Genomic DNA, 13,773 nt, shown 5'->3' with positions numbered 1-13,773 from the left:
ATTCGAGGGGGCTGCCGTCTGGCGGCCCCTTCCTTTTTTAGCAATCTGTTAATCAAGAAGGCAGCTTCTGACGCGCGAGGCGGCCTGACCGGTGCCGACTGCACAGCGATTCAGGTTTTGGTAGGAATAGACCATCACGTTGAGTCCCGCATGGCAGGTGACCCCATGAACGGTCAGGGCATGATGCCTTCCCTGTCAAACCGGACAGCCCGGTATGTCCTGTTTGTTTCAGTAAAAGGACGTATGCCAAAATGGCTAGCATCAACACCAATGCGTCGGCGATGACCGCGCTGCAGACCCTCAACACCATCTCCAAGAACATGGCGACCACCCAGTCGCGCATTTCGACGGGCCTGCGCGTTGCGGACGCTTCTGACAATGCCGCCTACTGGTCGATTGCCACGACCATGAGATCGGACAACAAGGCGAACTCGGTCGTTCAGGACGCAATGGGCCTGGGTGCGGGCAAGATTGACACTGCCTACACCGCCATGAACGATGCCATCGGCGTTGTTGACCAGATCAAGGAAAAGGTTCTGCTTGCAAAATCCGCAAGCACCGAGGACCGCGCCAAGATCCAGACGGAAATTTCCGCGCTTCAGTCACACCTGACCGACTCCATCGGCAGCGCATCCTACGCCGGCGAGAACATTCTCAACACGGATCCTGCAGCCGGCACGAGCATGTCCGTCATCTCGTCATACAATCGCGACTCCTCCGGTGCCGTGACCACCGGCACGATCGATGTGACGCTCTCCGATGTCCGCCTGATCGATTCGGCTGGTAACACCGGCATTCTGGACACGACCTTCACCACCACCGGTACCGGCGCAGTCACGCAGTCGGTCCTGACGCTCGACGTAACGGCGGCAAATCTCGACAGCACCGATTTTGACGAGATGCTGACGGGCGTTGAATCCGCACTCAGCGACATGGCAACCGGCGCAGCCTCGCTGGGCGCTGCAAAGTCCCGTATCGACCTGCAGAAGGAGTTCGTCTCGAAGCTCTCCGATGCGATCGACCGCGGTGTCGGCACGCTGGTTGACGCAGACATGAATGAAGAGTCCGCTCGCCTTTCCGCTCTGCAGGTTCAGCAGCAGCTTGGTGTTCAGGCGCTTTCCATCGCCAATTCGAACGCGCAGAACGTCCTGTCGCTCTTCCGTTGATCGGAGCAGCCACAACATGTTCAAAAGGGCCGCATCAGCGGCCCTTTTTTCGTTCTCCAACCTTATCACACGGTTGCATTCAACTCGCCTATAACGGGAAAAATCTAATAGTTTTCGTATGTTAGCACTTTGATAGGAACTTGCCCGCAAAGTGCTCCTGCATGACGAGGTGACCCAGCTGTCATAGGCATGATGCCTTCTTCGTCAAACCGGACGGCCCGGTATGTCCTGTTTGTTTCAGTAAAAGGACGTATGCCAAAATGGCTAGCATCAACACCAATGCGTCGGCGATGACCGCGCTGCAGACCCTCAACACCATCTCCAAGAACATGGCGACGACCCAGTCGCGCATTTCGACCGGTCTGCGCGTCGCAGAGGCCTCTGACAATGCCGCCTACTGGTCGATTGCCACGACCATGAAGTCGGACAACAAGGCCAACTCGGTCGTTCAGGACGCAATGGGCCTGGGTGCGGGCAAGATCGACACCGCCTACACCGCCATGAACGACGCCATCGGCGTTGTTGACCAGATCAAGGAAAAGGTTCTGCTTGCAAAATCCGCAAGCACGGAGGACCGCGCCAAGATCCAGTCGGAAATTTCAGCTCTTCAGTCGCACCTGACCGACAGCGTTGCAAGCGCTTCCTATGCCGGCCAGAACCTGCTGCAGACGGATTCCACCGCGGCCGCGACCGACCTCAGCGTCATTTCGTCCTACAATCGTGACTCGACCGGCGCCGTGACCACCGGCACCATCGACGTCGCCTATGACGACGTGCGCCTGATCGACACGAATGCTGCAGACGCTGGCATTCTGGACGGTGCAGGTACTGCCTCTGCCGTTTCCGTTCTCACGCTCAACGTCTCCACACTGGCAGGCGTGACGGGTGCTACGGAAGATGCCCAGTTCAACAACCTGCTGACCGACATCGAAACCGCGCTCGGCGACATGGCCACCGGCGCTGCTTCGCTCGGTGCCGCAAAGTCGCGTATCGACCTGCAGAAGGAGTTCGTCTCCAAGCTGTCCGATGCGATCGACCGCGGCGTTGGCACGCTTGTTGACGCAGATATGAATGAAGAGTCCGCTCGCCTTTCCGCTCTGCAGGTTCAGCAGCAGCTTGGCACGCAGGCGCTCTCCATCGCCAATTCCAACTCGCAGAACATCCTTTCGCTGTTCCGCTAATGAGTTGAGCCGGGCAACTGGCAACATGATTGAAAGAGGCCGTCCGGGTAACCGGGCGGCATTTTTCGTTAATGCTCGTTAACCCCTCGTTAACCATAGGTTTCTTAACTAAGCTTAACCAAAGGTTGCTTTGATTCTAACGCTGCCTTTGAAACGGAACCGGGGTTAAAGGGGCAGACACGTGTCGAGCATCATGACAAACGCATCCGCAATGGTTGCGCTTCAAAGCCTGAAGATGACCAACAAGGCGCTGGATGTCACGCAGGGTCGTATCTCGACCGGCTACCGCGTCGCCGAGGCCAGCGACAATGCCGCCTACTGGTCGATCGCGACAACCATGCGCTCCGACAACAAGGCACTCTCCGCCGTCCAGGATTCGCTTGGTCTGGGTGCGGGCAAGATCGACACGGCCTATACCGCGATGAGCAACATCATCGACCAGGTCGACGAGATCAAGTCGAAGGTTCTGAGCGCGCGCGGTGCAAGCGGCGAGAACCAGAAGAAGATCCAGTCCGAGATCGCTGTCCTTCAGGAGCATATCCGCAGCGCGGCGATTGGCGCCAGCTATGCGGGAACCAATATCCTGGCGACCGATTCCACGGCTGATCTTGAAATTGTCGCGGGCTACAATCGCGCATCCGACGGTACGGTATCCGTCAGCTCGATCACCATCGCCAATACCAATATTCGACTTTTCAGTGCCGATGGCGCCACTGGCACCACAATCACCACTGATATCATGGCCATCGACGTCGATGGCGCCACCGATGCCACCATCGACGGCTTCCTGACCGATGTCGAAGCTGCCATGAGCGCAATGGCCAATGCTGCAGCAGAGCTGGGTGCAGCAAAGACCCGCCTCGATCTCCAGACGGATTTCATCTCGAACCTGATGGACTCGATCGAACGCGGTGTCGGTCAGCTTGTAGATGCGGACATGAACGAGGAATCCACTCGTCTTCAGGCGCTTCAGGTGCAGCAGCAGCTTGGCATTCAGGCGCTTTCCATCGCGAACCAGAACGCACAGAGCATCCTGTCGCTGTTCCAGGGCTAGGCCCTCCCCCACCTTCCAGTTTTCTGAATGGGCCGCCCCATACCGGGCGGCCCATTACATTTTCGCACAAGCTTCAGCACCTATGGTCCATCCGTAACCTGCCGGGGAGCTTGTAGACTTTTGCCTGAGCAACTGCAGACCGTAGTCGAGAACCTGAAAACTCTGGGACCGCGCCGCCTGATGATGATGGGCGGCATGTTCGCGCTTGTCATGGGCCTGATCGTCACCGGAGCCATCTATCTCAACAAGCCAGCCTATGAGACGCTCTATGTCGGGCTGGAACGTTCCGACGTGAACCAGATCGGCCTTGTCCTGAACGAGTCCGGAATTTCCTTCGACGTGGATTCCAATGGCACATCCGTGCTGGTACCAGCCGGCACCACTGCCCGCGCACGCATGCTGCTCGCCGAGAAGGGTCTGCCAAGCTCCACGAATGCAGGCTACGAGCTCTTCGACAATGTCGGCTCGCTGGGTCTGACCACATTCATGCAGGAAGTGACCCGCGTTCGCGCCCTTGAAGGCGAAATCGCCCGAACGATCCAGTCCATTGCCGGCATCAAGGCCGCACGCGTTCACATCGTCATGCCCGACCGCGGAAATTTCCGCCGTGAGGAGCAGGAGCCTTCCGCCTCCGTCGTCATTCGTGCGCAAGGCGTCGACGGCACGGAGAAGGCCGCTTCGATCCGCTATCTGGTTTCTGCTGCCGTCCCGGGCCTTAATGCTGAAAAAGTCACCGTTCTGGATTCTTCCGGCACGCTGCTCGCTGCGGGCGATGACCCGGCCAACAACTCCGCCCAACGCTCCATCGGCATTGAGCGTACGGTTGAAGGACAGGTTGAAGAAAACATCCGCCGCGCCCTTGCGCCCTATCTCGGGCCCGACAATTTCCGCGCGAGCGTCAAGGCCAATGTGAACACCGACGCCCGCCAGGTGGAAGAAGTCATCTTCGATCCGGATTCGCGCGTCGAGCGCTCGGTGCAGGTCGTGCGCTCCAGTGAGAATGCATCGCAGGAGACGGCAACCAGCCCGACAACGGTTCTGCAGAATCTGCCCCAGGAGGAACCCGCCGCACCGGATCGCCCGCGTTCGTCCGAAGAAAGCGAGCGTCGTGAGGAAACGACGAATTACGAACTCAACACCAAGCGTGTCGCAACCACCAGCAATGGCTACGAGGTAACCAAGCTTTCCATCGCCGTTGTCGTGAATGAGGCACGCATCAAGAGCCTTCTCGGCGAAAACGCGACCACCGATCAGGTGAATGAGCGCATCGCCGAAATCCAGTCAGTCGTGGCATCGGCCACGGGATATGACGAAACGCGCGGCGACGTCATCAAGGTGGCTGCAGTCGAGTTCATAGACGGCCTTGACGGTGTGGAGATTGCCGAGCCCGGCATCATGGACAAGCTCTCCACCCATGTCGGCACGGTCATCAATGCCGCAGCCTTCGTGCTGGTTGCTTTCCTCGTGACATGGTTCGGCCTGAAGCCCATGAGCCAGGCGCTGCTTGGAACTGCAACCGCCAACCAGGAAGCTTCCCAGATGCAGGCGGCCTTGCCGGGACAGTCCGGGGCACCGCAGATTCCTGCTGCTGGTGGAGCAGGAATCGAGCAGGCCTATTCCGAGCATGAGGAAGACGAGGACGGTAGCGAGCCATTGAAGTTGCGTCCCGCCCCGCAGGACCGCCTGGCGCGCATGGTCGATCTCTCCGAAGAGCGAACCGCAGAGATCCTGCGCAAATGGTCACGTGCTGAGAGCGAGGCGCTTGGCTGATGGCTTTTCCAACCCTGGCAGATGCGCTGCCTGACTTTGCGCATGCGATACCGGTCACCCCGCGCGCGCCTGCACCCAGAGCTCAACAACCTCAGCGCAATGATGCAGCAGTCGCGGAACGGCGGATCGAAGAAGCCACGGCCAAGGCGCGTGAAGAAGCAATCGCGGAACTGACCGACAGGCATCAGGCAGAACTGGCTGCCATACGCGCGCATCACGAAGAAGAGATCCTGTCTCTCCAGCAGCAGCTTGGCGCGAAAATGGCCATTGCGCTGATCAACAGCCTGCAGACATCCGAGCAGCGCGTCATGGATGCCGCAGGCGAGATGACCGCGCGCGTTCTCGGATTGGCGCTGACGGAAAAACTGCAGCAAAAGGCACTGGAAGAATTCACTGCCCGGCTGCAAGACGCGCTGAAGGACGAGGAAACGCTGCGCATACGCATCGAAGGCAACGCGGTGATGCTCGAAGCTTTGCGCGGGCGTCTGGGAGATCGTGCGCATCAGTTCGAACTGATCGAAACCACAAATCCTGAGCTTTCCGCTGAGATCAACGAAAGCCTTCTCGAAACCCGGCTATATGAATGGTCGCGCCAGCTTTCGGAGCTTTTGGCATGAGCGCAGAAGACACCGAACGCCCGCAGGAAATCATCATCGTCCGGCGCGGGGGCGATGACGAGGACGACGGTCATCACGGCGGCGCATGGAAGATCGCATTCGCCGACTTCATGACCGCGATGATGTGCTTCTTTCTCGTCATGTGGCTGATCAATGCCTCCAATGAGGAAACGCGTGCGGCACTCGCCAGCTATTTCAATCCCGTCAAACTGATCGACCGCAACACCAATCGCAAGGGTCTTGAGGAAATCGGTCAGGGGCCGCAATCGACCTCTACCAATGAAGAGGTGGAAGACGGCAGCGCGGCACCTGCTGGCCGGAATGAGAAGACATCCGGCCCCGCGGATTTCAAGAACGCGACCGAAATGTCCGAGGTCCAGAAATTTTCAGACGAGAATTTCTTCGCCAATCCCTATGCCGTTCTGGCGGAAATCGCAGCGGATGTTGGCCGCGAGCAGAACATCTCGGCCAAGGGTGAAGGCGGCGCACAGACTTCCGGCCCCTCATCCGGCGCCTCCGGCGGCGAGGCCTATCGCGATCCCTTTGCACCCGATTTCTGGTCGCAGCAGGTTGCCGAGCCGAAGATCGGCGTTGAGGGCGACCCGGACAATGCACGCCAACAGCCATCAGGTGCAGACCAGCGCGCGATCGAGACGGGTCAATTCGAGCTTGCCGAAGATGGACAGGTCGAACGCACCGAAGGCGCGGACAGCAGCATGCCTGATGAACCCGCGCCCGCACCTGTTCGCCGTGAAGTGGCGGAACTGCAGCCGCTGGAGCCCGTTGCCCAGCCTGATCCCCAACCGGCTCCTGAAGCTGCAGAACCGGTGCAGCCGGAACCTTCCCCTGACGCGGAAGTGCAGGAAGCGGCAGCACGTATGCGTGAGCAGATCGCGCAGGCCCTGCAGGGCGAAGGCCTGGCCGCCTCCGTCTCGGTGACCGCTGGCCAGCAGGGCGTACAGATTTCCGTAACCGATGACCTGCGCGAAGCCATGTTCGATATCGGCTCGGCAGTGCCGCAGCGCAGTCTCGTCACGGCGATGGAAAAGATTGGCCGCACGCTGGCCGCACAGGGCGGTTCGATCCGTGTCCATGGCCACACCGACGCCCGCCCCTTCGAGGGAGGCGACTATGACAACTGGCGGCTTTCAACCGCACGCGCCCATGCGGCCCAATATATGCTTATACGCGGCGGTGTGCCCGAAGACCGCATAGCCGAAGTCGCGGGTTTTGCCGATCGCAAGTTGAAGCTGCCTGATGATCCTTATGCGGACGCCAACCGACGCATCGACATCTTCCTGGAGGTTGATTGATGCCGCAGCGTGCCGGGCGCATTGCAGCGATAATTGGCACTGTGGGCTTGGCAGCGCTCGCAGCCAGCCTGCCTGTCAAAGCCGCTGGGCTTGAGCCATACCAGATGATGCGCTCGCTGCAGGTCGTGCAGGACAGGATCGCCGACGGCGATCATGCAGCACTTCCCATGCAGACCAAGCTACTGAACATCATCGATGCACGGCTGCGCGATGCACCGCGCGAAGCCTATGACGATGCGCGCAATCTGAACGCCTTGCTGGCCTATGCCTCGAGTGGCGGCAATCCGGCAACAATCCGCGAGGTTTTTGCCACGCTCAGCCTCGAAGGCGACTTGCGCACTATCGGCGACGGGCTCCTGAGCTATGCGCTTGGAGATCCTAACCGCGCCCGCGCTGCGCTTGGCGGCGTCAATCCGCTGGATCTTCCCAATGCGGTTGGCGCGCCACTGGGCCTTGTCGCCGGGTCCCTTCTGATGCGCGACACGCCCCAACGCGCGCTGGAACTGTTCGATCAGACGCGTCTCATGGCACCGGGCACGCTTCTCGAGGAAGCCGCACTTCGCCGCACGCTGGATGCTACCGCCATTCTCGGCGACGCGGAGCGTTTTGCGCGCGCCGCACGACAATATGTCAGCCGCTTCATCCATTCGCCCTATGCAAGTCAGTTCGCCGAAAGCCTGGTGGCCGGTATCGTGGCCATGCGCGACCGCATCGATCTGGAGGAAGTTGCCCAGATCGCCGACCGAATGAGCAATGAGCAAGCCCGCGTGATTTATTTGCGCATTGCCCGTCAGGCAGCCATCGACGGTCATGAAGGTCTGCTCGCATTCGCATCCGAACAGGCGGAAAAGAAGCCGAGTGATCCCGGCAAGCCTCAACCGCAGGACCCGCGCGCGATCCTCTATGAAAGCGCAGCCTCGGTTACCAAGGAAAACGTGAACGAGGTTCTTGCGACGCTGCAGTCGATTGACGAGAAGCGCCTGTCTGCAAGTGACAAGGAACTGCTTCGGGCTGCCAAGGCAATCGCACGCAGCGTTATCGAACCTCCGGTCATCACTGTCGAAGCAAGCATGGCGCCGCAGCCGGCGCAGATGGACGAGAATGACGAGGCAAGCCTTGTGCCCGCCTCTGCCACTGCGCCAACCGCACCCGATGCCGAAGGCACATATCTGCAGGATGCTCGTAAAAAGCTCGAAGCCATTGACCGGCTTCTGGAGGAAAAACGATGAACGCGCTCATGTCCACGCTCCTTGGCGGTCTGCCCGCGAAAGGCGACAAGACAAGCCTTGCAAAAAACATCGATGGCGACGGTGCCAAGGAGCTGTTCCAAAACGCGCTGCAATTCGGTGCGAAGCAGGATCAGGATACCGCACTCAAGTTTCCCGCCGGTGAAACCGGTGAGAAAGTTGCAGGTCCGACGAAGCTCAACGATATTCTGGGCAGGCTCTCAACCGGATTGGAGGGTGTCTCCGCGCCGGAGCCTTTAGCCAGGATCACTTTGTCCGCCAGTCCTGCTGCAACGAGCGATCCGGACGCTCTTGCCGAAGATGAAGGTGAAGCTGGATCGGAACTATCCGAGCTCCCGGTTGCCAAACCTGTTCAGAATGCCAATCCTGGGACAGATGCTGCCAAGGCTCTATCTGTTGATCAGGAGACACCGGAAGATGTCACTGACGAACCCGTCGTAACGACTGCACCTTTCTCGTCCCAGACGGTGAATTCCGCCGGGACCGAACCAGGCAGATCGGAGACCGTAGGCACTGCTGAAAAGCAGTCCGCCATTCCGGCGCAGTCACTAAAAAGCGAGACGGAGACTGCCAGGCCGGCAACACCGGCGACGGACCGTTCCGTCTTGATGAAGGCTGCCGATGCGAATTCGCAGGATCAGGGCAGCGAGATGGGGCGCGGCGGTCGGCGTGACGAGCATGCTCAAAACGTCTTCAAGACCGTAAGCGTGACGTCTTCCCCGCAACCTATCGCGGGCACATCCCATGCTCCCTCACCAATCGCCGACCAGGTGACATCGGCACTTTCCGGCGACAAGGCATTCCAGGCTGCTGCTTCGTCAGCCCCTAGAGAAATTTTTAGGGCGAATTCAAGTACCCCTGACATCTTGCACACAATTAAGATCCAGCTGCGTCCGGCCGAGCTTGGCAATGTCACCGCAATCCTGAAAGGAAGCGGAGATCAACTTACCGTTGAAATTCAGGTTGAAACCGAGGCTGCTCGAAACAAGCTTTCCGTGGACGGAGACACGATAGCAAAAGCCCTGCGATCGCTCGGCTATGACATAGACCGCATAACCATTCAGCAAAACGCCAACAGCCACTCCGCCACCTCCCAGAACTACGGATCGCATGGACGCGAAAACGGCTTCGAACAGGCCGCATCAGATGGCCGTTCAGGCTCGCAAAACAAGGGCGGGTCGAGCAATGATCCAGGCGGTTCAGGCCGTGGCGGGGCCAGCGCGCAAAACCAACAGAACAATGCTGCGGATACTGACAGCCTGTATATTTAGCATCCACGCTTCAGCAGCGTTGTCCGCTTCAAATCCATGCGAAGCAGAAATACTTGCCGCTGCTGAGAAATATGCGATTCCGCCAGGAATTCTCTATGCTGTAGGCCTGACGGAAACAGGCGTGAAAGGCAGCCTTCAGCCCTATGCCCTCAATATCGAGGGTCAGACCTTCTACGGATCATCGAAGGAAGAAGCACTGCAGGCTTTCAAGCGTGCCCGTGCCGAAGGACGCAAACTTATCGATCTCGGCTGCATGCAAATCAATCATCACTATCACGCGTCCAGATTCGACGATGTGGCAGCCATGCTGGATCCACACACGAATGTGGAATATGCCGCCCGATTCCTGAAACAATTGAAGGCGCGTCATGAAAGCTGGTCCATGGCAGTCGCGCGGTATCACGCCGGCCCGAACAACGACCCCGCCCAGAAGCGATATCTGTGCCGGGTGATCGCCAATATGGTTGCAACGGGCTTCGGTGAATGGACACCAGGCGCGCGGACCTTCTGCAACCAGTGAGTGTTGTCAGTCAGGACAACTGTGCAGATGAGTCACAGCTGCTCCTGAAATATTTATAATTGAAAATATATGTTGTCAGCGATTCCGCCCACCGGTTACTTCTTGGTTAACAAGTGATTCGGAAGGGGGCTCTTCATGATCGTTGTGGTGGACGAGCGTGAACTTGTAACCCAGGGGTATAATTCTCTTTTTGGCCGCGAAGGTGTGGCTACGGCGGGATTTGGTCCGGGCGAGTTTGGTGAATGGGTAGACAGTGCGGCAGATGACGACCTGAAGGCCGTCAGCGCGTTCCTGCTTGGACAATGCAGCGAAGTCGACATGCCCGCCAAACGCATCCGCGAGCGTTCGAACGCTCCCGTCATAGCACTGGCCGAACAGCAGTCGCTGGAAGATACGCTGCGCCTGTTTGAAGCAGGTGTTGACGATGTGGTTCGCAAGCCGGTGCATGTTCGCGAGATCCTCGCACGCATCACCGCCATCAGTCGCCGCGTCGCCCAGCAGCAGCCAAGCTTCACCCAGATCGGACCGATGCGCATCTTTGCCGATGGCCGCGACCCCGAGATCGATGGCGAGCCGCTGCCGCTACCGCGCAGGGAACGCCGCATCCTGGAATATCTGGCGAGCAACGCCTCGCGTCGCGTGACCAAGTCGCAGATCTTCAATGCGATCTACGGCATTTTCGACGAGGAAGTCGAAGAGAACGTGGTTGAAAGCCACATTTCCAAGCTTCGCAAGAAGCTGCGCGCCCGGCTGGGATTCGATCCAATCGATTCAAAACGCTACCTCGGCTACCGGCTGGTGGAATAGCACGAGAAGGAAGGCGACAGGCTCGTGGCCAGCTTCGCGCAAGTCACGACGGTTATCCTCCAATAAGCGTAACGAGGAGAAATCCGCATGAGCCTTTATGGAATGATGAGAACCGGCGTGTCGGGCATGAATGCCCAGGCAAACCGGCTCTCCACCGTCGCCGACAATATCGCCAATTCCAGCACCAACGGATACAAGCGCGCCAAGACGGAATTCTCCACGCTGGTCATTCCCAGCACGCAGGGGTCCTATAATTCCGGCGGTGTGACCACGACAGTCCGCAATGCGATCTCGACGCAGGGCGTGCTGCAATACACGACTTCGGTGACGGATCTCGCCATCAAGGGCGAAGGCTTCTTTGTGGTGCAGAACCCGTCCGGCCAACCGCTTCTCACGCGTGCCGGCTCCTTCGTTCTCAATTCCGAAGGCCAGATGGTCAATGCCGGCGGCTTCCAGCTCATGGGCTACAGCTACGCAAACGGCGAACCCGCTGCGACCGCCAACGGCTATGCCGGCCTGGAGCCTGTCACGATCACCCAGAGTGAACTCGTCGCGACGCCGACGGAAAACGGCTTCCTCAAGGGTAATCTTCCCGCGGATGCTGAAGTCCTGACCGGTGCACCCAGCACGACCAACTACACCAAGAAAACCTCCCTCGTTGCCTATGGGACAATGGGCGAAGAGATGCTCTTCGATGTCTACATGTCGAAGACCAGCGAATATGACGCATCTACCGGCACTGGCGTGGATGAGTGGCAGGTAGAGGTCTACGACCGAGCTACCGGCAGCCTCGTGCCTGGCGGCACCGCGACCATGACCTTCGACAATACTGGTGCGCTCACAGCTCCGGCAAACGCCAGTCTCGCTCTTGCCTCCGGCCAGGCGATCGAACTCGATCTGAGCAACATGACGCAGCTCGGCGCCCCGTTCGACATTTCGGATGCCGCCATGGATGGCGCACCGCCGAGCACGATCGAAAGCGTCGAGATCGGCACGGACGGCGTGATCTACGCCCAGTATGCCGACGGCTCGTTCAAGCCGCTTTACCGCATTCCGGTAGCAAGCGTGACAAGCCCGGACCAGCTTCAGGTTCTGGCGGGCAATGTCTTTACCGAAAGCCCGAATTCAGGTGCCGTTCGCATCGGCTTCGCGGGCAATGGCGGCATGGGCGATATCGTCTCCGGCGCGGTCGAGAATTCCAATGTGGATATCGCGCAGGAACTGACCGAGATGATCGAGTCCCAGCGCAGCTACACGGCAAATTCGAAAGTGTTCCAGACCGGTTCCGATCTCATGGAGCTGCTGGTCAATCTGAAGAGATAGTGACCGTTCATTGATCGGCTCGTGGGGGGCCGGAAAGAGGAGTAATGTCGCTTACATCTGCACTCAGTATCGCTCAGTCGGCGCTGTTCAACACGTCGCGCCAGACAAGCGTAGTTTCGCGCAACATCTCCGAAGCCTCCAACCCCGATTACGCACGCCGTACGTCGATCTATTCAAGCACCAATGGTGGCGCGCGCATCAGCGAGATCAGGCGTGCCACCAATGAGGCGCTTTTCCGTCAAAACCTGTCGGCCCTTTCGGGCTGGCAGGCTCAGGCCTCTCTGTCGAGCGGGCTCAACACGCTGCAGCTTCGCGTCAATGGACCGGACAACTCCACGTCTCCGGCCCAGAAATTGGGTGTGCTGCAGGAGGCGCTGCAAACCTATGCGGCCACTCCATCCAACGCCACGCTGGCAGAGAACGCAGTCGAGGCTGCGCGCGGCCTTGTCCGGACACTCAACAACGGCACCCAGGCGATCCAGAGCTATCGCGCGGAAATCGACGCTGAAATAAAAACCTCGGTTGATGATCTGAACCGGCTTCTTGCCGAATTCGAGACGGTGAACAAGGAAGTGGTGAAAGCAACCCGCGCTGGCAGCGATGCCGCAGACGCGCTGGATGCACGCGACAATCTCCTCAAGAAGATCTCCGAATATGTTCCTGTCTCCACCGTGAGCAGACAGGAGAACGACATGATGGTGCTGACTGCCGACGGCGCCACATTGTTCGAAACCGTCGCGCGACCGGTGACCTTCACGCCGAACACAACCTATACCGCCGCCATGACCGGCAATGCCATCTATGTGGACGGCGTGCCATTGTCCGCGGGCACCGCAGGCAATACGACTTCTCAAGGCACCTTGGCCGCCAAACTGCAGATGCGCGACACGGTCGCCCCCCAGATGCAGCGCCAGCTCGACGAGACGGCCCGCGGCCTGATCGAGGCCTTCGCCGAGACCGACGCCTCCGGTACGAATCCGCTGGCAGGACTCTTTACCTGGCCGGGCGGCCCTGCCCTTCCCGCTTCGGGAACACTCGTCGAGGGACTTGCCGGCCGGATTACCGTCAACGCCGCCGTTGATTCCGAACAAGGCGGCAATGTTCAGCTTCTGCGCGATGGTGGCATGAATGGTGCTGCCTATGTGAAAAACACCTCGGGCGCCGCTTCATACTCGGATACGCTGATTGCCTATACCCAGAAGCTCGATGAACCAATCGCCTTCGATCCTGCGGCTGGCATCGCCTCACCGCGCAGCCTGACGGGCTACACCGCCGATTCCATAGGCTGGCTTGAAGCCTTGCGCCAGGATGCGGCACGCGGAGCAGAATCCAAGGAAGCCTTGTCCGTTCGCACGGCAACCGCGCTGTCCAACGAAATCGGCGTCAACATGGACGAGGAAATGGCGCTGCTTCTCGAGCTTGAGCATTCCTACGAGGCATCCGCGCGTCTGATGAGCGTCGTTGACGAGATGCTGGCCACCCTGATGTCGATTGCGAGATAAAG

At 59.2% G+C, this 13,773-nt stretch carries 12 protein-coding genes; all 12 read left to right on the top strand.

Going from position 1 to position 13,773, the window contains the following annotated elements; genetic code table 11:
* Positions 1-251: 251 nt before the first annotated feature.
* Positions 252-1,166, top strand: a complete 915-nt coding sequence (locus tag EL18_RS00995) for a flagellin N-terminal helical domain-containing protein (protein ID WP_036478847.1) — start codon at positions 252-254, stop codon at positions 1,164-1,166.
* Positions 1,167-1,426: 260 nt separating this feature from the next.
* Positions 1,427-2,347, top strand: coding sequence for a flagellin N-terminal helical domain-containing protein (locus EL18_RS00990; protein WP_036478845.1), 921 nt, complete (start codon positions 1,427-1,429; stop codon positions 2,345-2,347).
* Positions 2,348-2,528: 181 nt separating this feature from the next.
* The gene (locus EL18_RS00985) at positions 2,529-3,401 is read left to right on the top strand and encodes a flagellin N-terminal helical domain-containing protein (RefSeq protein WP_036478844.1); all 873 of its coding nucleotides are present in this window, start codon (positions 2,529-2,531) and stop codon (positions 3,399-3,401) included.
* Positions 3,402-3,521: 120 nt separating this feature from the next.
* Positions 3,522-5,171: a flagellar basal-body MS-ring/collar protein FliF gene (fliF, locus tag EL18_RS00980; RefSeq protein ID WP_036478842.1), complete on the top strand. Its 1,650-nt coding sequence runs from the start codon at positions 3,522-3,524 to the stop codon at positions 5,169-5,171.
* On the top strand, positions 5,171-5,788 hold the full coding sequence (locus EL18_RS00975; RefSeq protein WP_036478840.1) for a hypothetical protein: 618 nt from the start codon (positions 5,171-5,173) through the stop codon (positions 5,786-5,788). Before fliF ends, EL18_RS00975 begins: the two co-directional genes overlap by 1 nt.
* Positions 5,785-7,101 (top strand): MotB family protein, encoded by a 1,317-nt coding sequence (locus EL18_RS00970; protein WP_036478838.1) that lies wholly within the window; start codon positions 5,785-5,787, stop codon positions 7,099-7,101. The genes EL18_RS00975 and EL18_RS00970 overlap by 4 nt, the downstream gene beginning before the upstream one ends.
* The gene (locus tag EL18_RS00965) at positions 7,101-8,330 is read left to right on the top strand and encodes a hypothetical protein (protein ID WP_036478836.1); all 1,230 of its coding nucleotides are present in this window, start codon (positions 7,101-7,103) and stop codon (positions 8,328-8,330) included. Before EL18_RS00970 ends, EL18_RS00965 begins: the two co-directional genes overlap by 1 nt.
* Positions 8,327-9,619: a flagellar hook-length control protein FliK gene (fliK, locus tag EL18_RS00960; protein ID WP_036478834.1), complete on the top strand. Its 1,293-nt coding sequence runs from the start codon at positions 8,327-8,329 to the stop codon at positions 9,617-9,619. Before EL18_RS00965 ends, fliK begins: the two co-directional genes overlap by 4 nt.
* Positions 9,588-10,139, top strand: a complete 552-nt coding sequence (locus EL18_RS00955; RefSeq protein WP_036478832.1) for a transglycosylase SLT domain-containing protein — start codon at positions 9,588-9,590, stop codon at positions 10,137-10,139. Before fliK ends, EL18_RS00955 begins: the two co-directional genes overlap by 32 nt.
* 135 nt (positions 10,140-10,274) lie before the next feature.
* Positions 10,275-10,946, top strand: coding sequence for a response regulator transcription factor (locus EL18_RS00950; RefSeq protein WP_036478830.1), 672 nt, complete (start codon positions 10,275-10,277; stop codon positions 10,944-10,946).
* Positions 10,947-11,033: 87 nt separating this feature from the next.
* Positions 11,034-12,269 carry a flagellar hook protein FlgE gene (locus EL18_RS00945; RefSeq protein ID WP_036478828.1) on the top strand — a complete coding sequence of 412 codons (1,236 nt, stop codon included), beginning with the start codon at positions 11,034-11,036 and terminating at the stop codon, positions 12,267-12,269.
* A gap of 44 nt (positions 12,270-12,313) precedes the next feature.
* The gene (gene flgK, locus EL18_RS00940) at positions 12,314-13,771 is read left to right on the top strand and encodes a flagellar hook-associated protein FlgK (RefSeq protein ID WP_036478826.1); all 1,458 of its coding nucleotides are present in this window, start codon (positions 12,314-12,316) and stop codon (positions 13,769-13,771) included.
* Positions 13,772-13,773: the final 2 nt, after the last annotated feature.

It is taken from the genome of Nitratireductor basaltis (assembly GCF_000733725.1).
Taxonomy (GTDB): domain Bacteria; phylum Pseudomonadota; class Alphaproteobacteria; order Rhizobiales; family Rhizobiaceae; genus Chelativorans; species Chelativorans basaltis.
The sequence above is the reverse complement of the archived record's forward strand: the minus strand, read 5'-3'. Positions and strand labels throughout refer to the sequence as shown.